17 protein-coding genes are annotated in these 20,189 nt (G+C 61.1%); 10 read left to right on the forward strand and 7 right to left on the reverse strand.

Annotated elements, in window-relative coordinates:
• Positions 1–8: 8 nt before the first annotated feature.
• The 6 genes from BLU01_RS15400 (at position 9) to BLU01_RS15425 (ending at position 7,696) form a co-directional block, all read left to right on the forward strand.
• Positions 9–338: a sarcosine oxidase subunit delta gene (locus tag BLU01_RS15400; RefSeq protein ID WP_092277097.1), complete on the forward strand. Its 330-nt coding sequence runs from the start codon at positions 9–11 to the stop codon at positions 336–338.
• A complete protein-coding gene (locus BLU01_RS15405; protein WP_092277100.1) occupies positions 335–3,352 on the forward strand; it encodes a sarcosine oxidase subunit alpha in 3,018 nt (1,005 codons plus the stop codon). Before BLU01_RS15400 ends, BLU01_RS15405 begins: the two co-directional genes overlap by 4 nt.
• A gap of 134 nt (positions 3,353–3,486) precedes the next feature.
• Positions 3,487–4,119: a sarcosine oxidase subunit gamma gene (locus tag BLU01_RS15410; RefSeq protein ID WP_092277103.1), complete on the forward strand. Its 633-nt coding sequence runs from the start codon at positions 3,487–3,489 to the stop codon at positions 4,117–4,119.
• 283 nt (positions 4,120–4,402) lie between these two features.
• Positions 4,403–5,260, forward strand: a complete 858-nt coding sequence (gene purU / locus BLU01_RS15415) for a formyltetrahydrofolate deformylase (protein ID WP_092277106.1) — start codon at positions 4,403–4,405, stop codon at positions 5,258–5,260.
• Between the two features lie 207 nt (positions 5,261–5,467).
• Positions 5,468–6,667: a formaldehyde dehydrogenase, glutathione-independent gene (fdhA, locus tag BLU01_RS15420; protein ID WP_007947729.1), complete on the forward strand. Its 1,200-nt coding sequence runs from the start codon at positions 5,468–5,470 to the stop codon at positions 6,665–6,667.
• A gap of 459 nt (positions 6,668–7,126) precedes the next feature.
• Positions 7,127–7,696 (forward strand): DUF2780 domain-containing protein, encoded by a 570-nt coding sequence (locus BLU01_RS15425; protein ID WP_092277108.1) that lies wholly within the window; start codon positions 7,127–7,129, stop codon positions 7,694–7,696.
• A gap of 1 nt (position 7,697) precedes the next feature.
• On the opposite strand, the gene BLU01_RS15430 is transcribed toward BLU01_RS15425, so the two are convergent.
• Positions 7,698–8,585: an acyltransferase gene (locus BLU01_RS15430; RefSeq protein ID WP_092277111.1), complete on the reverse strand. Its 888-nt coding sequence runs from the start codon at positions 8,583–8,585 to the stop codon at positions 7,698–7,700.
• 463 nt (positions 8,586–9,048) lie between these two features.
• Here BLU01_RS15430 and rloA2 point away from each other — a divergent pair, with 463 nt between their 5' ends.
• The 4 genes from rloA2 to creD all read left to right on the forward strand — a co-directional run bounded on the left by rloA2 (position 9,049) and on the right by creD (position 13,254).
• Positions 9,049–9,555 carry a retropepsin-like aspartic peptidase RloA2 gene (gene rloA2 / locus BLU01_RS15435; RefSeq protein WP_092277114.1) on the forward strand — a complete coding sequence of 169 codons (507 nt, stop codon included), beginning with the start codon at positions 9,049–9,051 and terminating at the stop codon, positions 9,553–9,555.
• 59 nt (positions 9,556–9,614) lie between these two features.
• Entirely contained in the window at positions 9,615–10,325 is a 711-nt protein-coding gene (creB, locus tag BLU01_RS15440) for a two-component system response regulator CreB (RefSeq protein WP_092277117.1), read from the forward strand.
• Positions 10,325–11,743 (forward strand): two-component system sensor histidine kinase CreC, encoded by a 1,419-nt coding sequence (gene creC / locus BLU01_RS15445; protein ID WP_092277120.1) that lies wholly within the window; start codon positions 10,325–10,327, stop codon positions 11,741–11,743. Before creB ends, creC begins: the two co-directional genes overlap by 1 nt.
• A 140-nt stretch (positions 11,744–11,883) precedes the next feature.
• Positions 11,884–13,254: a cell envelope integrity protein CreD gene (gene creD, locus BLU01_RS15450; RefSeq protein ID WP_092277123.1), complete on the forward strand. Its 1,371-nt coding sequence runs from the start codon at positions 11,884–11,886 to the stop codon at positions 13,252–13,254.
• Between the two features lie 261 nt (positions 13,255–13,515).
• Here creD and BLU01_RS15460 read toward each other — a convergent pair whose 3' ends face one another.
• From BLU01_RS15460 to BLU01_RS15485, 6 genes are all read right to left on the reverse strand, one after another.
• Positions 13,516–14,145, reverse strand: coding sequence for a glutathione S-transferase (locus tag BLU01_RS15460; protein ID WP_092277129.1), 630 nt, complete (start codon positions 14,143–14,145; stop codon positions 13,516–13,518).
• A 486-nt stretch (positions 14,146–14,631) separates the two neighbouring features.
• Positions 14,632–14,811, reverse strand: coding sequence for a hypothetical protein (locus BLU01_RS15465; protein ID WP_092277132.1), 180 nt, complete (start codon positions 14,809–14,811; stop codon positions 14,632–14,634).
• The gene (locus BLU01_RS15470; protein WP_092277135.1) at positions 14,808–15,950 is read right to left on the reverse strand and encodes a PepSY-associated TM helix domain-containing protein; all 1,143 of its coding nucleotides are present in this window, start codon (positions 15,948–15,950) and stop codon (positions 14,808–14,810) included. The genes BLU01_RS15465 and BLU01_RS15470 overlap by 4 nt, the downstream gene beginning before the upstream one ends.
• A 77-nt stretch (positions 15,951–16,027) precedes the next feature.
• Positions 16,028–18,454: a TonB-dependent siderophore receptor gene (locus tag BLU01_RS15475; protein ID WP_092277138.1), complete on the reverse strand. Its 2,427-nt coding sequence runs from the start codon at positions 18,452–18,454 to the stop codon at positions 16,028–16,030.
• Between the two features lie 212 nt (positions 18,455–18,666).
• Positions 18,667–19,638 (reverse strand): FecR domain-containing protein, encoded by a 972-nt coding sequence (locus BLU01_RS15480; protein ID WP_092277141.1) that lies wholly within the window; start codon positions 19,636–19,638, stop codon positions 18,667–18,669.
• Complete coding sequence (locus tag BLU01_RS15485) at positions 19,635–20,153, reverse strand: RNA polymerase sigma factor (RefSeq protein WP_092277144.1); 519 nt, start codon at positions 20,151–20,153, stop codon at positions 19,635–19,637. The genes BLU01_RS15480 and BLU01_RS15485 overlap by 4 nt, the downstream gene beginning before the upstream one ends.
• Positions 20,154–20,189: the final 36 nt, after the last annotated feature.

Below are 20,189 nucleotides of genomic sequence, written 5' to 3' on the forward strand. Positions count from 1 at the left end.
AAATCCCCATGTTGCATATCTTCTGTCCTCACTGCGGCGAGCTGCGCTCCGAAGAGGAATTCCATGCATCCGGCCAGGCGCACATTCCGCGCCCACTGGACCCGGCGGCCTGCTCCGACGAGGAGTGGGGCGACTACATGTTCTTCCGCGATAACCCGCGCGGCCTGCACCACGAACTGTGGATTCACGCCGCCGGTTGCCGCCAGTACTTCAACGCGACCCGCAACACCGTGACCTACGAGATTCTGGAAACCTACAAGATCGGCGCCAAGCCACAATTCACCGACAAGACCGATAGCCCGAAAGCGGCCGCCACGGCTCTGGGAGAGAAGGTATGAGCCAGATCAATCGCCTGTCCAACGGCGGACGGATCGACCGCAACAAAGTGCTGAGCTTCACCTTCAACGGCCAGACCTACAAAGGCTTCGAAGGCGACTCGCTGGCCGCTGCGCTGATTGCCAACGGTGTCGACATCATCGGTCGCAGCTTCAAGTATTCACGTCCGCGCGGCATCTTTGCCGCAGGTGCCGAAGAGCCGAACGCGGTGCTGCAAATCGGCGCCACCGAAGCCACGCAAATTCCCAACGTGCGCGCCACGCAACAAGCGCTGTATCAAGGTTTGATCGCGACCAGCACCAACGGCTGGCCGAGCGTCAACAACGACATGATGGGCATTCTCGGCAAGGTCGGCGGCAAGCTGATGCCGCCGGGTTTCTACTACAAAACCTTCATGTACCCGCAATCGTTCTGGATGACTTACGAGAAGTACATCCGCAAGGCTGCCGGGCTTGGCCGCTCGCCGACCGAGAACGACCCGGACACTTACGACTACATGAACCAGCACTGCGACGTGCTGATCGTCGGCGCCGGCCCTGCTGGTCTGGCGGCGGCATTGGCAGCGGCGCGCAGTGGCGCACGGGTGATTCTGGCGGATGAGCAGGAAGAATTCGGCGGCAGCCTGCTCGATTCGCGCGAAAGCCTCGACGGCAAACCGGCTATCGAGTGGGTCGCCAGCGTCATCGAAGAACTGAAAAACACCCCGGACGTGCTGCTGTTGCCGCGCGCCACGGTCAACGGTTACCACGACCACAACTTCCTGACCATTCACGAGCGCCTGACCGATCACCTCGGCGACCGCGCACCGATTGGCCAGGTGCGTCAGCGCATTCACCGGGTCCGCGCCAAGCGTGTGGTGCTGGCCACCGGCGCTTGTGAGCGGCCACTGGTCTACGGCAACAACGACGTGCCGGGCAACATGCTCGCCGGCGCTGTTTCCACTTATGTGCGCCGTTACGGCGTGGCCCCGGGGAAAAAACTCGTCCTCTCGACCAACAACGATCACGCCTATCGCGTGGCCCTGGATTGGCTCGACGCCAGCCTGCAAGTCGTGGCCATCGCCGATGCGCGCAGCAACCCGCGCGGTGCGTTGGTTGAAGAAGCACGCGCCAAAGGCATTCGCATCCTCACTGGCAGCGCGGTGATCGAAGTGCGCGGCACCAAGCGCGTCAGCGCTGCACGCGTCGCCGCAATTGATGTGAAAGCCCACGCGGTGACCAGTCCGGGCGAATGGCTCGATTGCGATCTGGTGGCGACTTCCGGCGGTTACAGCCCGGTGGTTCACTTGGCTTCGCACTTGGGCGGCAAACCGACCTGGCGTGAAGACATCCTCGGTTTTGTACCGGGCGAAGCACCGCAGAAACGCGTGTGCGTCGGCGGCATCAATGGCGTCTACGGCCTCGGCGATTCGCTGGCCGATGGTTTTGAGGGGGGCGTGCGCGCCGCCAGCGAAGCCGGTTTCGGGCTGGTCGAAGCGACCTTGCCGAAAGCCCTGAGCCGTCTCGAAGAGCCGACTCTGGCGCTGTTCCAGGTGCCGCATGAGAAGAACTCGGCGCGTGCGCCGAAGCAATTCGTCGACCTGCAAAACGACGTCACCGCGGGCGGTATCGAGCTGGCGACCCGTGAAGGTTTCGAGTCGGTCGAGCACGTCAAACGCTACACCGCGCTGGGCTTCGGCACCGATCAGGGCAAGCTCGGCAACGTCAACGGCCTGGCCATCGCCGCCCGTTCGCTGAACGTGACCATCCCGCAGATGGGCACCACGATGTTCCGCCCGAACTACACGCCGGTGACTTTCGGCGCCGTGGCCGGTCGTCACTGTGGGCACATTTTCGAACCGGTTCGCCACACCGCGCTGCATCACTGGCACGTGAAAAATGGCGCCGAGTTTGAAGACGTCGGTCAGTGGAAACGCCCTTGGTACTTCCCGAAAAACGGTGAAGGCCTGCACGCGGCGGTGAAGCGCGAATGCAAAGCCGTGCGCGACAGCGTCGGCCTGCTCGACGCCTCGACCCTAGGCAAAATCGACATTCAAGGCCCGGATGCGCGCGAGTTTCTCAACCGCATCTACACCAACGCCTGGACCAAGCTCGACGTCGGCAAGGCGCGTTACGGCTTGATGTGCAAAGAAGACGGCATGGTCTTCGACGACGGCGTGACTGCATGCCTGGCCGACAACCATTTCGTCATGACCACCACCACGGGCGGCGCGGCACGCGTGCTGCAATGGCTGGAAATCTACCAGCAGACCGAATGGCCAGACTTGAAGGTGTACTTCACTTCCGTGACCGATCACTGGGCAACCATGACCCTGTCCGGGCCGAACAGCCGCAAGCTGCTCAACGAAGTCACCGACATTGACCTGAGCAACGAAGCGTTCCCGTTCATGACCTGGAAAGAAGGCCTGGTCGGCGGTGTGCCGGCACGGGTGTTCCGGATTTCGTTTACCGGTGAGCTGTCGTATGAAGTCAACGTGCAAGCCGACTATGCGATGGGCGTGCTGGAGAAAATCGTCGAGGCCGGCAAGCCGTACAACCTGACGCCGTACGGCACCGAGACCATGCACGTGCTGCGGGCCGAGAAGGGTTTCATCATCGTCGGCCAGGATACCGACGGCTCGATGACCCCGGACGACCTGAACATGGGTTGGTGTGTCGGTCGCACCAAGCCGTTTTCGTGGATCGGCCAGCGCGGGATGAATCGCGAAGATTGTGTGCGTGAACAGCGCAAACAGTTGGTCGGCTTGAAGCCGATCGATCCGACTCAGTGGCTGCCGGAAGGCGCGCAACTGGTGTTCAACACTAAGCAGACGATTCCGATGACGATGGTTGGCCACGTCACCTCCAGCTACTTGCACAACTCCTTGGGCTATTCGTTTGCCATGGGCGTGGTCAAGGGCGGCTTGAAGCGCATCGGCGAGCGGGTTTTTGCGCCGCTGGCGGATGGCAGCGTGATCGAGGCGGAGATTGTTTCTTCGGTGTTCTTCGACCCGAAAGGTGATCGCCAGAACGTGTAACCACACACCCCCTGTAGGAGCAAGGCTTGCCCGCGATGAACGATGACGCGGTGTATCAGCCGAACCGCGTCGCCCCAATCGCGGGCAAGCCTTGCTCCCACAGGTGTGTCGTACGAATTCAGAAAAGGTGCTTTATGACCGCAGCCAATGTTTACCAACAACGCCCGACCACCGGGGCCAAAGCCGAGTCGTCGCTGCATCATGCCGACCTCGCCAGCCTGGTGGGCAAGGGCCGCAAAAGCGCCGGCGTGATCGTGCGTGAGAAAAAACTCCTCGGCCACTTGACCCTTCGTGGCGATGGCCACGATCCGGCGTTCAGTGAAGGCGTACACAAAGCCTTGGGCATCGAATTGCCCGGCGCGCTGGCCGTCATCATCCAGGGTGAAACCAGCCTGCAATGGATGGGCCCGGACGAGTGGCTGCTGATCGTACCGAGCGGCGAAGAATTCGCCGCCGAGCAAAAACTCCGTGAAGCGCTGGGCGACCTGCACATCCAGATCGTCAACGTCAGCGGCGGCCAGCAGATCCTTGAACTGAGCGGCCCGAACGTGCGCCAGGTGCTGATGAAATCCACCAGCTACGACGTGCACCCGAACAGCTTCCCGGTGGGCAAAGCCGTCGGCACCGTGTTCGCCAAGTCGCAACTGGTGATTCGCCACACAGCTGAAGACACTTGGGAACTGCTGATCCGCCGTAGCTTTTCGGATTACTGGTGGTTGTGGCTGCAGGATGCGGCGGCCGAATACGGGCTTAGTGTTCAGGCTTAGAAATGAGCCGGGTTGGCCCTGATATTTGGGGTTGACCTGAAATCGACCCCTCACCCCAACCCTCTCCCCAAAGGGGAGAGGGGGAAAGGGAGCAGATCTCTAGTGTTGTCGCTATTTGTGTTCGACTTGAAATCGCTTTGAAGAGCCTGAGTTCAACTCGGTATTTCAGGTCGATGTAGCTGCAGGAACAACTCGGTCAGTCCCCTCGCCCCTTTGGGGAGAGGGCTAGGGTGAGGGGGGGATTTCCCTGACACCCCGCACAATGAACAGGAGTCACCGCACTATGAGCCGCGCCCCAGACACATGGATTCTGACTGCCGACTGCCCCAGCGTGCTCGGCACCGTGGACGCGGTGACGCGCTTTTTGTTCGAGCAGGGTTGCTACGTCACCGAGCACCATTCCTTCGATGACCGGCTCTCGGGGCGGTTTTTCATTCGCGTGGAATTCCGTCAGCCCGAAGGCTTCGACGAACAAGCTTTCCGCGCCGGCCTCGAAGAACGCGGCGCAAGTTTCGGCATGATCTTCGAACTGACCGCGCCGAACTACCGGCCAAAAGTGGTGATCATGGTTTCCAAGGCCGATCACTGCCTCAACGATTTGCTCTACCGCCAGCGCATCGGCCAATTGTCGATGGACGTGGCCGCCGTGGTGTCCAACCACCCGGACCTCAAACCGCTCGCCGACTGGCACCAGATTCCGTACTACCATTTCCCACTCGACCCCAACGACAAGCCGTCGCAAGAGCGTCAGGTGTGGCAAGTGATCGAAGAATCCGGCGCGGAACTGGTGATCCTCGCGCGCTACATGCAGGTTCTCTCGCCCGAGCTGTGCCGCAAGCTCGATGGCAAGGCGATCAACATTCACCACTCGCTGCTGCCGGGTTTCAAGGGCGCCAAGCCGTATCACCAGGCTTATAACAAAGGCGTGAAACTGGTCGGAGCGACGGCGCATTACATCAACAACGATCTGGACGAAGGGCCGATCATTGCCCAAGGCGTCGAGGCCGTGGACCACAGTCATTACCCGGAAGATCTGATCGCCAAGGGGCGGGATATCGAAGGGCTGACGCTGGCGCGGGCCGTTGGTTATCACATTGAGCGACGGGTGTTTTTGAACGCCAATCGCACCGTGGTTCTTTAGATTGCTATCGCGAGCAAGCTCGCTCCCACAGGGGTTGCACTTGGTCGCAGATCTCAGTCACACCAAAGATCAACTGTGGGAGCGAGCTTGCTCGCGATGAGGCCATAACAGGCAACACAAGACAAACAAGCACTAACCCTAGCAATCAACGCGCCGCCGATCCATGGCGACGCGACCGCTACATAAAAACAACAGCGAGGTGAAAGCATGTCTGGTAATCGTGGTGTCGTGTATCTCGGCAACGGCAAGGTCGAAATACAGAAAATCGACTATCCCAAAATGCAGGACCCGCGCGGCAGGAAGATTAATCACGCTGTGATCCTGCGCGTCGTCTCCACCAACATCTGCGGCTCCGATCAGCACATGGTGCGCGGTCGTACCACGGCGCAAACCGGTCTGGTGCTGGGCCATGAAATTACCGGTGAAGTCATCGAGAAGGGCAGCGACGTCGAAAACCTGCAAATCGGCGACTTGGTGTCCGTGCCGTTCAACGTTGCTTGCGGGCGCTGCCGTTCCTGCAAAGAGATGCACACCGGAGTTTGCCTGAGCGTCAACCCGGCCCGTCCCGGCGGCGCTTACGGTTACGTCGACATGGGCGACTGGACCGGCGGCCAGGCTGAATACGCGATGGTGCCGTACGCCGACTTCAACTTGCTGAAACTGCCGGACCGCGACCGCGCGATGGAAAAAATTCGCGACCTGACCTGCCTCTCCGACATCCTGCCGACCGGCTACCACGGCGCCGTCACCGCCGGCGTCGGCCCGGGCAGCACCGTGTACATCGCGGGTGCCGGCCCGGTCGGCCTCGCCGCTGCCGCTTCTGCTCGCCTGTTGGGCGCGGCGGTGGTGATCATCGGCGACGTCAACACCGTGCGCCTGGCCCACGCCAAAGCGCAGGGTTTCGAAATCGCCGACCTGTCGCTGGACACCCCGCTGCACGAACAAATCGCCGCTCTGCTGGGCGAGCCGGAAGTGGATTGCGCGGTCGACGCGGTGGGCTTCGAAGCACGCGGCCACGGCCATGACGGGGTCAAACACGAAGCCCCGGCCACTGTCCTCAACTCGCTGATGGGCGTGGTCCGCGTCGCCGGCAAGATCGGCATTCCGGGCCTCTACGTCACCGAAGATCCGGGTGCCGTGGACGCCGCCGCAAAAATGGGCAGCCTGAGCATTCGCTTCGGTCTGGGCTGGGCCAAATCCCACAGCTTCCACACCGGCCAGACGCCTGTGATGAAGTACAACCGCCAACTGATGCAGGCGATCATGTGGGACCGTATCCACATTGCTGACATCGTAGGCGTGGAAGTCATCAGCCTCGATGACGCGCCACGCGGTTACGGCGAGTTCGATGCCGGTGTGCCGAAGAAGTTTGTGATCGATCCGCACAAACTGTTCAGCGCGGCGTAAGGCATTCACGCAATGCACAACGGCGACCTTCGGGTCGCCGTTTTCATGAGCAAACCAGCAAACCCGTGGCGAGGGGGCTTGCCCCCGTTCGTTTTGCCTGATTCACCGCGCAAGATTGTTCAGGGGCCGCTGCGCGACCCGACGGGGGCAAGCCCCCTCGCCACAGAGGACAGTGAGTTGCGCAGATGGGGCAAGTCCTCTTGCCACAGAGGAAAGTGAGTTGCGCAGATGGGGCAAGTCCTCTTGCCACAGAGGCCAGTCAGTTGCGCAGATGGGGCAAGTCCTCTTGCCACAGAGGACAGTGAGTTGCGCAGATGGGGCATGTCCCTTGCCACAGAGGGCAGTCGGTTGTGCAGATGGGAACAATCCCCCGACCTGCCAGTCCAACGCACAGTTTTTCGCCGCGTCTGTTTGCTGGCAAACAGGGCGGACGGTTTTTGCCCAATAGAGGTTCTCTCGATGAAGATTTCACGCGGTTTTGCATTGGCTACGCTGATGAGTCTGGCGGCCAGTCCGGCCTTCGCCCAGTTCAACCTGAACGACGCGGCCAATGCCATTTCCGGCATGAAGGGCAATGACAGTGCGGCCGCGGCGGCGCCGACTTCGGAGACCGCCGGTCTGTTGAGCGCCCTGAGTGCGCTGGACGTCACCCCGCAACAAGCGGTCGGCGGCACCAGTGCGATGCTCGGCCTGGCGAAGAATCAGTTGAGCAGCACTGACTATTCGCAATTGGCCAAGGAAGTACCGGGCATCGACAAGCTCTCCGGCGGCAGCGGCAACCTGGCGGCGCTGAGCGGTTTGCTGGGCTCGTCGGGCAAATCCGCAGGGCTGGAAAATGCCTTGGGCAACGTCAAGGACACCAACGACCTGAACAACGCCTTCAGCGCGCTGGGCATGGACAGCGGCATGATCGGCCAGTTTGCCCCGGTGATTCTGCAATACCTCGGTCAGCAGGGCGTCGGCGGTTCGCTGCTCGGCAGTCTGGGCAGCATCTGGGGCACCGGCACCGGCACCGGCACTGGTAGCTGATTCAACGGCGCTCGTCGCGCAATTCGGCGATGCGCCGGTCTTTCTCGATCCAGAGCTGGTTGACCCAGTTCTGGACCGTCTGGCGAAACTGCGGGTCGTTTTCGTAATCGCCACGCCACAACGCCGGGTCGAGTTCGCGGGTCTGGATGTCGATGATCACCTTCGGCACATTGCCGCTGATCAAATCCCAGAACCCCGGAATCCGCTGCTGCGGATACACCACCGTCACATCGAGAATAGCGTCCAGCTGTTCGCCCATCGCCGCCAGTACAAACGCCACGCCGCCCGCCTTGGGTTTGAGCAAATGACTGAAGGGTGATTGCTGCTGAGTGCTTTTTGCCGAGGTAAACCGCGTGCCTTCCAGGTAATTGACCACGGTCACCGGTTGGCTTTTGTACAGCTCGCACGCGGCTTTGGTGATCTCCAGGTCCTTGCCTGCCAGTTCGGGGTTCTTCGCCAGAAACGCCTTGGTGTAGCGCTTCATGAACGGGTAATCCAGCGCCCACCAGGCGAGCCCGAGGAACGGCACCCAGATCAGTTCTTTCTTGAGGAAGAATTTGAAGAACGGCGTGCGCCGGTTCAACGCCTGGATCAGCGCCGGTATATCCACCCAGGATTGATGGTTGCTGATCACCAGATACGAGGTGTCGCTGCGCAAGTCGCCGCCGCCGCGAATGTCCCATTGGGTGGGAATGCACAGCTTGAAAATCAGCTTGTCGATTTCCGCCCAGGTTTCGGCGATCCACATCACCGCCGTCGAGGCGTAAACGCGATAACGACCGGGCAAGACCAGTTTCAGCAGGGCAAACACCATCAGCGGCCCGATCAGGACCAGGGTGTTGAGCAACAGCAGCAGGGTAACGAAACAGCCGGTGAGCAGGCGGCGCATAAGTAACTCTTGAAAACAGTTGGGCGCGCCATGATAAGCAGCTTCGGCCGGCAGGCCAAATCCGCGTCGACGAATGTTTCACCTTTCAACAGTTATGCTTCGCGCCTCATGAAGATCCCTGTGGCGAGGCGGCTTGCTGTGGATAGGCGGCTTGCTCTGGAGAGGGGGCTTGCTCTAGAGAGGGGGCTTGCTGTGGCGAGGGGGCTTGCCCCCGTTGGGCTGCGAAGCGGCCCCAAAACCATGCGCCGCGTAGTTTCAGGCGGACCGTGTGAGCCGGGTTTACGACTGCTGCGCAGCCGAACGGGGGCGAGCCCCCTCGCCACAGCAAGCCCCCTCGCCACAGCAAGCGGCCCCGCCACAGCAAGCTCTCCCGCCACAAGGCAGCGGCAGCCTAACTATCGCTGGTTTTTGCGGTCTAGAATTCGGTCTCTGCGCCCTCCATTTCCCAAGGAAAACCCATCACGTGAAATCCCTCCTTGCACTGCTGACCCTCGTGGCCCTGCCGGTCATGGCCGCCGAGCCGACCCTGTACGGGCGTTACGAATACATCGCGCTGCCGGAAATCGGCGGTGAAGTCCTCAAGGCGAAAATGGACACCGGCGCCCTGACCGCGTCGCTGTCGGCCAAGGACATCGAAATGTTCACCCGCGATGGCGACGAGTGGGTGCGCTTCCGCCTCGCCACCAAAGACGCGAGCAACAAGGTCTACGAACACAAGATCGCCCGGATCAGCAAGATCAAGGCACGCTCCGAAGAAGATGAAGACGACAAGGACGAAGCCGCGCCGACCAAGCGTCCAGTGGTCGATCTGGAATTGTGCCTCGGCAACGTCAAGCGCACGGTCGAGGTCAACCTTACCGACCGCAGCAGCTTCAATTACCCGCTGCTGATCGGCGCCAAGGCCTTGCGCGAATTCAACGCCGCAGTGAACCCGGCACGTCGTTACACCGCCGACAAACCCGACTGCTGATTGACGCGATGCGAGGCTTGCGCCACCGTTGCGCAACTTAACTGTTGGGCTCGGATGCCATGCCTCATATCCTGATTGTCGAAGACGAAGCGGCCATTGCCGATACGTTGATTTTTGCCTTGCAGGGCGAAGGCTTCACCACCACTTGGTTGAGCCTCGGCGCCGCCGCGCTGGAGCATCAGCGCGAGACCCCGGCCGACCTGATCATCCTCGACATCGGCCTGCCCGATATCAGTGGCTTCGAAACCTGCAAGCAACTGCGCCGTTTTAGCGAAGTGCCGGTGATTTTCCTCAGCGCCCGCGACGCCGAAATTGACCGGGTGGTGGGCCTGGAGATCGGCGCCGACGATTACGTGGTCAAGCCGTTCAGCCCACGCGAAGTGGCGGCGCGGGTCCGCGCGATCCTCAAACGCATGGCGCCGCGCGCGGTGGCCGAGGTCGCAGCAACTTCAACTCAAACCCCAGCCCCGACCCCAATGCTGTTTCGCATCGACAGCGAACGCGTGCAGATCAGCTATCGCGGCCAGTTGCTGAGCCTTACCCGCCACGAATTCCGGCTCCTGCAATGCCTGCTCGAACAACCCGAACGTGTCTTCAGCCGCGAACAATTGCTCGACGCGCTGGGCGTTCCGGCCGATGCCGGTTACGAGCGCAGCATCGACAGCCACATCAAAAGCGTGCGAGCCAAATTACGCCTGGTGCGCGCCGAGGCCGAGCCGATCCAGACCCATCGCGGCCTCGGCTACAGCTACAGCCCGGGACACAGCTGATGCCGTTGGGAATCCGGATTTTCCTGGTCTATGTGCTGTTCATCGGCCTGACCGGCTACTTTGTGCTCAACACCGTGATGAAGGAAGTCCGCCCCGGCGTGCGCCAATCCACCGAAGAAACGCTGGTGGATACCGCCAACCTGATGGCAGAAATCCTGCGCGACGATTTCAAGGCCGGCACGCTCAACCAGAACCGCTGGCCGCAACTGCTCAAGGCCTATGGCGAGCGCGAGCCGAAGGCGAGCATCTGGGGCTTGCCGAAAAATCAGGTCAGCCACCGCATCTACGTGACCGACGCCAAAGGCATCGTGGTTCTGGATTCCAGCGGCGTGGCGCTGGGCCAGGATTACTCGCGCTGGAACGACGTCTACCTGACCTTGCGCGGTGAATACGGCGCGCGCTCGACCCGCAGCATTGCAGAAGATGCGACCACCTCGGTGATGCACGTCGGCGCGCCAATCCGCGACAACGGCAAGATCATTGGCGTGGTCACCGTGGCCAAACCCAACAGTTCGCTGCAGCCCTACGTCGATCGCACGGAGCGGCGCTTGATCGCTTACGGCGCCGGGATGATTGTCCTGGGTCTGCTGTTCGGCGCGCTGTTGTCGTGGTGGTTGAGCGCGGCGCTGCGGCGCTTGACCGCTTACGCGCAGGCCGTCAGCGAAGGGCGCCGGGTCGAGGTGCCGCATTATCGCGGCGGCGAACTTGAGCAACTGGCGAGCGCCGTCGAGCAGATGCGCACGCAACTGGAAGGCAAGGCCTACGTCGAGCGCTACGTGCACACGCTGACCCATGAATTGAAAAGTCCGTTGGCGGCGATTCGCGGTGCGGCGGAACTGCTGCAAGACGAGATGCCGTTGGCGCAGCAACAGCGTTTCGTCAGCAACATCGACAGCGAAAGTGCGCGGATGCAGCAGTTGATCGAGCGCTTGCTCAATCTGGCGCTGGTCGAGCAGCGCCAGGGTCTGGAGGAACGGGTCGCGGTGCCGCTGGCGGCGCTGGTCGAGCAAGTGCTGGCGGCGCAAACGGCGCGCATTGAAGGCAAACAGTTGCGCGTCGAACAAGCGATTGCACAGGACCTGAGCGTGATCGGTGAACCGTTTTTGTTGCGTCAGGCATTCGGCAACCTGCTGGAAAATGCGCTGGATTTCACCCCGGTGGGCGGCGTGTTGCGCTTTAGCACTGAGAGGGCCGGGGCGCGCGTCGAATTCAAACTGTTCAACCAGACCGAGGCGATTCCCGATTACGCGTTGCCGCGATTGACCGAGCGTTTTTACTCATTGCCGCGACCGGACAGTGGGCGCAAAAGCACCGGGTTGGGGCTTAACTTCGTCGAAGAAGTGGTCAAGTTGCATGGTGGGGACATGAGTGTGGGCAACGTTGAGGGTGGGGTTGAGGTGATGTTGCGCCTGGCTTAGGACCGAGTTGCGGGCCATCGCGAGCAGGCTCACTCCTACAGGGTTATGTAGATGAGTCTCCACACACTCTCCACATTTTCCCCACAAAACCCTCACACGCCGCCGCCAGACTCTCCCTCATTCGAACAGGGAGAGACCTCATGAACCGTAGCCTGGCCATAAAACTCGGGGCGATTGCCCTGCTGATTCTGTTATTGCTGATCCCGTTGATGATGATCAACGGCGTAATCCAGGACCGTCAGCAATTGCGCGACGGCGTGCTTGAAGACATTGCCCGCAGCTCCAGTTACAGCCAGCAATTGAGCGGGCCGGTGATGGTGGTGCCGTATCGCAAAGTGGTGCGCACCTGGAAACTCAACGAAAAAACCAACGAGCGTTATCAGGAAGTCGGCGAAGAGCGCGGGCGGATGTTCTTCCTCCCTGAGCGCTTCGAACTGGACGGCAACGTGCAGACCGAGCTGCGTGCGCGGGGCATTTATGAAGCGCGGCTGTTCCACGCCGACAACCGCATCAGCGGCAACTTCGCGATTCCCGAGCAACTCGGCATCACCGAAGATTTCGCCGATTACCAGTTCGATCAGCCCTTCCTCGCGGTCGGCATCAGCGATATTCGCGGTATCGAAAACGCGCTGAAACTGGAACTCGACGGCCAACGCCTGGACTTCGTGCCGGGCAGCCAAGTGAGCTTTTTGGGCGAGGGCGTGCACGTCATGCTGCCAGCGCTGGACCCCGGCAAAGCCACGGAACTGGCTTTCGGGTTTGACCTGCGTTTGCAAGGCACCGGGCAGTTGCAAGTGATCCCGGTCGGCCGCACCAGCAAGGTCTCGTTGTCCGCGAATTGGCCGCATCCAAGCTTTATCGGCAACTACTTGCCGGCTCAGCGGGAAGTCAGCGATCAGGGTTTCAGCGCCCATTGGCAGACCTCGTTTTTCTCTACCAACCTCGAAGAGGCGCTGGACAGCTGCGTAGTCGCCGACAAGTGTGAAGCGTTCAATGCGCGCAGTTTCGGCGTGAGTTTTATCGATCCGGTGGACCAGTACCTGAAAAGCGATCGGGCGATCAAATATGCGCTGTTGTTCATCGTCCTCACGTTCGCCGGGTTCTTCCTCTTCGAAGTGCTGAAAAGCCTGGCGGTGCACCCGGTGCAATACGCGTTGGTCGGTGTGGCGCTGGCGTTCTTTTACCTGTTGCTGCTGTCGCTGTCCGAACACATCGGTTTTGCCTTGGCGTACCTGGTGTCGGCGAGCAGTTGTGTGTTGTTGATCGGCTTCTACGTCTGCCACGTGCTGCGCAGCGTGCGCCACGGCTTGAGTTTTTCGGCGGGATTGGCGGCGTTGTACGGCTTGCTTTACGGCTTGCTCAGCGCCGAGGATTACGCGCTGCTCATGGGCTCGCTGCTGTTGTTCGGCCTGCTCGGGGTGTTCATGGTGCTGACGCGCAAACTCGACTGGTACGGGATCGGGCAAAAGTCGGCCAAGCCATTGGCGTTTGATATTGGAGCGGTGCAATGAGCCGGCGGTTGGGGTTGCGGGAGGATCAATGCTGGAGGGAAAACCTGGTGACGCGGATTGTCGAGTTATTGCCTGTTGAACCGCGTTGGTGCCATCGCGAGCAAGCTCGCTCCCACATTGGATTTCTGGTGTCACCGCAATGGCATGAACAACCGAAAAACCCTGTGGGAGCGAGCTTGCTCGCGATGGGGGCCGAACAGTCGGCGAAGCATTAAGGCTTAGGCTTCGTTAAACCCTTTTTTTGTTAAACCCCGGGCGTCGTTAAATCTTTGGCATCGTCGCCAGCATCGACGCCCGCTGACTTACCGCAAAAAACCACTCGGCCAGCTTCGGATTAGCCACGCGCCATTGCAGATCGGGATGGCGCAAATCCAGGTAACCCAAGGCACACGCCACGCTGATCGCCGCGACATCGAAATGGCTGGTCAATTCGGCAATCGCATCGGCTTCCAACAGCGCCAGCGCACGACGAATCTTCTCGCGTTGGCCCTCAAGCCACTCGTCCCACTGCTTCTCCGGGGCGCGCAACGCTTGTTCGTAACGGATCATCACCGCAGCGTCCATGATCCCGTCGGCCAGCGAGGCCAGGGTCAAGCGCCGCCAGCGCGCCGGGCCTTCGCGAGGGATCAGCGGATTGCCGACGTGCTGCTGATCGAGGTAATCGAGGATCACCCGGCTGTCATGGATGACATTGCCATCGGCCAGGCGCAGGGCCGGGATTTTGCCCAGCGGGTTGTCTTCGCACAGCGCCAGGTCAGGGCTGACCGGCGTCAGTTGGCTGGCTTGCAACGCCACGCGCGCGGTTTGCCCAGTCTCGTGCAGCAGCACCATGACTTTGCGAACGAACGGCGAAGCGGGATTGTGAAACAGGGTCATGCTCGGGGCGGACATGGCAGCGTCTCGGTCAGTGGCAGAGTGGGGCAGGATAGCTGATCGCGAATCCAGACCGGGAAGATCGGTGTTGCGCACAAAACCCGGCATCCACTGAAGATTCCTGTGGGAGCCGAGCTTGCTCGCGATGGCGGTGTGTCAGCCTACATCGATGTTGAATGATCAATTGCTATCGCGAGCAGGCTCGCTCCTACAGGGGATCGGTGTTGTCCACAAAACCCGGCATCCGCTGGAGATTCCTGTGGGAGCCGAGCTTGCTCGCGATGGCGGTGTGTCAGCCGACATCGATGTTGAATGATCAATTGCTATCGCGAGCAGGCTCACTCCTACAGGGGATCTGTGTTGTCCACAAAATCCGGCATCCACTGAAGATTCCTGTGGGAGCCGAGCTTGCTCGCGATGGCGGTGTGTCAGTCAACATCGATGTTGGATGATGAATAGCTATCGCGAGCAGGCTCGCTCCTACAGGGATTGGGGGCGGGGATATCAGCGGCGTCGCAGCAGGCCGCGCATGCCGAGCACTGCGGGAACGCCGAGCCCCAGCCAGCTCAGCGCATCCCACAAGCCATCGCCCAACAGTGCGGCGAACAACCCGGCGGCGCTCAGCAGCGCGATCACTGTCGGCGTGGCGAAGACTTTCCAGAAGTTCGACTGGCGCGGCCTCATGCCGTTTGCTCCGCGATTTGCTCGACGTTTTGCGCGAGGCGTTTTGCCGCTTTGCGCCGCACCACCCACAGATAAACACCGCTGCCGAGGACGATAATCGTCAGCACATCGAGCACCGCCCAAAGGATCTTCATCGGCATGCCGCCGTAATCACCAAAGTGCAGCGGCTGCGACATGCCCATCGCGTCCATGTACCACGGGCGTTGCGCGACCGCCGTGACTTGCAGCGTGCTGGCGTCGATCAACACCGGCGTCAGCAAGTGCGAAGTCAGGTGCGTGCTGCCCTTCATGAACACCGCGTAATGGTGTTCGCTGGAGAAGCGCGTGCCGGGGAACGCGATAAAGTCCGGCTGCATGCCCGGCGCCACGTCTTTGGCGATGTCGAGCAACCGCGTGGCCGGGGCCAGTTGCGTCAGCGGTGGCTTGTCGCGGTACGGCGCGATCATCGCGTTGAGGCTTTCATAACGCCACGCGGCAATCAGCAGATCGGCGCAGGCACTGATCACCCCGGTCACGCCGACCACCAGCATCCACGTCAACGCCACTACGCCGAGCAAATTGTGCAAATCGAGCCAGCGCAGCCGCGTGGATTTGTCCTGGCGTACCGTGCCGAACTTCAAGCGGCGCATGAACGGCAAGTACAGCACGGTGCCGGAAACCAGCGCCGCGATGAACAACAACCCCATGAACGCCAGCAGCAATTTGCCCGGCAGCCCGGCAAACATGTCCACGTGCAGGCGCAGCATGACCATCATCAGCCCGCCGTTGGCCGAGGGCATTTCCAGCGCTTCGCCGGTGCGGGCGTCGAGCATGAAGGTGTGCGACGAGTTCGGTTCGGTGTCGGCGGTGGGCGCCATGATCGCGAACATGCCGTTGGGGTCTTCCTCGTCGTAGCCGGCGTATTGCACAACTTCGCCGGGACGATGTTTTTCCGCCGCTTCGATCAACTGCTGCAAATTCAGCTGCGGCGTGTCGGCCGGCATCTGCTTCAATTCCGGCGCGTCGCCCAGCAAATGGTCGATCTCGTGATGGAAAATCAACGGCAGGCCGGTCAGCGCCAGCATCAGCAGAAACACTGTGCAAATCAGGCTGGTCCAGGTGTGGACAAAGGACCAGCGACGAATTGTTTTACTTTTCATTTCATTTCATAGCGTTCAGAAATACCAAAGCCGTCCACGGAGGACGGCTCAGTAATTGGGCGTATCAGCTCAAGCTTTTACCATTTGTAGGACGCGCTGGCGACGACGCTGCGCTGGTCGCCGTAGTAGCAGTAAAAGCTGTCGCAGGTCGAGATGTAATCCTTGTCCAGCAAGTTGGTGGCGTTAAGTGCCAACGATGCGCCTTTGAGGCTGTTGTCGAGTCGGCCGAGGTCGTAATGCAGCGCCGCGTCGAACACCGTGTAGGCGTTGGCCTTGCCCAGCCAGGTGTTGCCTTGGTCGCCATAAGTGTTGCCGGTGTAGCGGGCGCCGGCGCCGATGCCGAACCCGTCGAGCACGCCGTTGTGCCAGGTGTAATCGGCCCACAACGAGGCTTGTTGGTTGGGCATCAGTTGCAGGCGGTTGCCTTTGTTGTCGCCCTTCTGCACTTCGGATTTGGCCAGGGTGTAAGCGGCGATGATTTTCAGGTTGTCGGTGACGTCGGACACCGCTTCCAGCTCCAGGCCCTTGACCTTCACTTCGCCGGTTTGGCTGGTGATGGGCGTGGCGCCGACGGTGGTGGAGACCGAAACGTTTTTCTGCGTCAGGTCATACACCGCAGCGGAGAGCAAAGTCTTGCTGCCCGGTGGCTGGTATTTGATGCCCAATTCCCACTGCTTGCCTTCGGTCGGCTTGAAGCTTTCGGTGCTCGAAGCCGTGGCGCCAGTGGTTGGCTGGAAGGATTCGGCGTACGACAGGTACGGCACGAAACCGGAGTCGAAGACATAACTGATCGCCGCGTTGCCGCTGAATTTCTTGTCACGCTCGGTGTTGGTCGCGTCGCCCTTGTTGAAGAACTTGGTGCCGGTGTGCACCCAGTCTTCACGCCCGCCGAGGGTCAGGCGCCATTGGTCGAGGGCCATCTGGTCCTGAACGTAGAGGCCGGTCTGGTAGGTTTTCTGATCGAGGTCGTAGAAAGCGGTGGAGCGGTCCGGGCGCGTGATCGGCAAACCGTGCACCGGATTGTTTACATTGATCGTCGGCGCGGTGCCGAAGATCGAGGTGTAGTTGGTGTTGCTGCGCTGGTGATCAAGGCCCAGCAGCAAGGTGTGGCGCACCTCGCCAGTATTGAAATCGGCCTGGAAGTTGTTATCCACGGCGAACTGGCTGATGTCTTCGTCGACGATGGTCGTGCTGCGCCCGACGTTGCCGGCGTTGTCCACTTGAGTGGACGGATACGAACCGACGGTAATGCCCTGAAACGACAAATCCGACTTGGTGTAACGCAGGTTTTGCTTGAACTGCCACACGTCATTCAGACGATGTTCGAACGCGTAGCCCAGCGCGTAGTAGGTGCGGTCGTAGTATTCCCAGTCCGGATCACCGAGGTTTTTGTGATGCGAGACGTTGCCGAACGGCATGTCGATCTTGGTGCCTTGCACCGGCAGGAACTGGCTGGTGATGCCGGTATCGTCGCGGGTGAACTGCGTGAGCAAGGTGAATTTGGTGTCTTCGTCGATGTTCCAGGTCAGGCTCGGCGCGATGTTGTAGCGCTTGTTGTCGACGTGGTCGATTTGCGTGCCGCTGTCGCGCACCACGCCGCTGAGGCTATAGAGGAACTGACCCTCTTCATCGATTTTGCCGGTGCTGGCGAAATTGATCTGGCGGTGGTTGTCGCTGCCGTACTGCAACTCGATTTCGCTGCTCTGCTCGGCGCTCGGGCGGCGGCTGACCATGTCCAGCAAACCGCCCGGCGGAGTCTGGCCGTAGACGGACGAAGCCGGGCCGCGCAGCAGGGCGAGACGGTCGAGGTTCCAGGTTTCCTGTTTCGGGTTGGCGTACGTGCCGCGCGGCAATGGCAGGCCGTCGAGGAATTGCGTCGGTTCGAAACCGCGTACGCGCAGCCAGTCGGCGCGGGTATCGCTGCCGTAGCTGCTGGCGGTGATGCCCGGCATGTAGCGCACGGCGTCGTCGAGGTTTTGCACGCCGCGATCTTCCATTTGCTGGCGCGTGGCAACCGAAATCGAGCGCGGCGCTTCGACCAGCGCGGTGTCGGTTTTAGTGCCGGCGGCGGTGCGCGTGGCGACGTAACCTTCGACCGGGCTCCAGGCGGTTTCGTAGTTTTCGACGCCAATGACCGCCGTTTCCGGCAGCGCCATTACGCCATCCGGCACCGCGACCAGGCTGTAGGTGCCGGTGCCGCTCTGTTCCAGTTGCAGCCCGGTGCCGCGCAGCGCCTCACGCAATGCGCCGGTCGCGTCGAACTGACCGTTGACCGGCGCCGAGGTTTTGCCCGCCGCCAGCGAAGGATTCAGCGACAGCGCGAGGCCAGCCTGGCTGGCGATCTGGTTCAACGTGCTGGCCAGTGGCGCGGCCGGCAAGTTGTAGGCGCGAACGCTCGACGCCTGTTCGGCAGCCAACAGCGGACTGCTGGCCAGCGGCGCACACAGGGCAATGGCAATCGCGAGCAAACTGGGGCGCAGCACGGTATCGAGCGAACGGGTCATACACAGGCTCCTGAATGGAAATATTTCTCAATTGCCTAGGTGCCGAACGAGAATGCAAAAGTGATAGGGCTGGATGAAAATAATTTTGATTCGTGATTTGCGGTGTGGCTGCTGGCCTCTTCGCGGGCAAGCCTCGCTCCTACAGGGGGAGCGTATTTCTAATGTAGGAGCGAGGCTTGCCCGCGAAGGCGTCCGACCAGACACCGCAAATCTCAGGGTTTGACGTCAGCCTTCGCCACGGTCACCCACCACGGCGTGCGCTGTTCGATCTGCACCGGCAAGGTAGGCAGCAGGGCGCTCAATGCTTTGTCGGTGTCGTGCAACGGAAAGCTGCCAGTGATGCGCAAATCGGCAATCTCCGGCGCCACGCCCAAATGCCCGCGCCGATAGCGCGCCAGCTCATTCACCAAGTCTTCCAGCCGCGCGTTGTCCACCACCAGCATCCCGCGCGTCCACGCATCGGCGCCGCTGTTGAGCGCCACAATCGGCCCCAGACCGTTGCTGCGCATCAGCACTTGCTGGCCTTCGTGCAAAATCTGTTCTTCCGGGCTCGACTCGGGATGCGCCGCCACCGCCGACTTCAGCACACTCAACCGCGTGCCTTGTTCTTCACGTTTGACCAAAAACCGCGTACCGAGCGCCCGCATGCTGCCTTCGCGGGTTTCGACGATAAATGGCCGGGCATCGCCATGAGCGGTTTCGACGAGGATTTCGCCTTCCTGAAGAATGATCAGCCGCTGCTTGTCATCGAAACGCACGTCCACCGCGCTGTGGGTGTTGAGGTTGATCTGCGTGCCGTCGGCGAGGTGCAAGGTGCGTTGCTCGCCGGTGGCGGTGCGCTGATCGGCCAGCCAATAGTCGAGCGGCAGATAACGCTCGCCGGCAAACAGCGCCAAACCAAACACCGCAACCACGCTGGCCAGACCGCTGCCGAGCTTGCGCACGCGCCGCCGAATGCTTTCACGCGATTGCAGCAACGCCGCGCGGGCCGGGCCGTTGGCGACACTGAAGCGTTGGTCGAGCATGCCCAACTGGCGCCAGGCGCGGGCGTGTTCTTCGTGGGCGGCGTGCCATTTGGCGAACTCTTCGCGCTCGATCGGGCTGGCGCAATCCAGCGACAATTGCCAGGCAATCGCCGCGTCCAGCACATGCGCCGAAACCGGTTTGGAACTGGCCGGGCTCATAGCGGTTCTCCGTACAGCGCGATGTAGCACTGGCGAATTCCCTGGGCCAGGTATTGGCGCACACGCGGCACCGAAACCCCGAGTTTGCTGGCGATTTCGCCATGGCTGAGGCCGTCGAGACGGTTATAAAGGAACGCCGCGCGGGCCTTGCTCGAGAGTTTGCCGAGCAAGCGGTCGATGGCTTTGAGGTCTTCGAGGATCATTTGCTGCTCTTCCACCGACGGTTGCTCGCCCTCGGGGATCAGCATCAGTTCGTTGAGGTAGGCCTGTTCCAGCGCAGCGCGGCGGAAGTAGTCGAACAGCAGGCCTTTGGCGATTGCCACCAGAAACGCGCGAGGCTCGCGCGGCTCTTTCAATTGATCGCGGCCGAGCAGGCGCACGAAGGTGTCCTGGCTGAGGTCTTCGGCCCGTTGCGGGCAGGCCACATTGCGTCGCAACCACGCCAACAGCCAACCCCGATGGTCGCGGTATAACGCACCGACGAGGTCGCTGTGAGGGCCTGGAATTGACGACAAGAAGCTTCACCGATTAGGAAGTGTTAACTAACGAGA

It is taken from the genome of Pseudomonas prosekii, from assembly GCF_900105155.1.
Lineage (GTDB): Bacteria > Pseudomonadota > Gammaproteobacteria > Pseudomonadales > Pseudomonadaceae > Aquipseudomonas > Aquipseudomonas prosekii.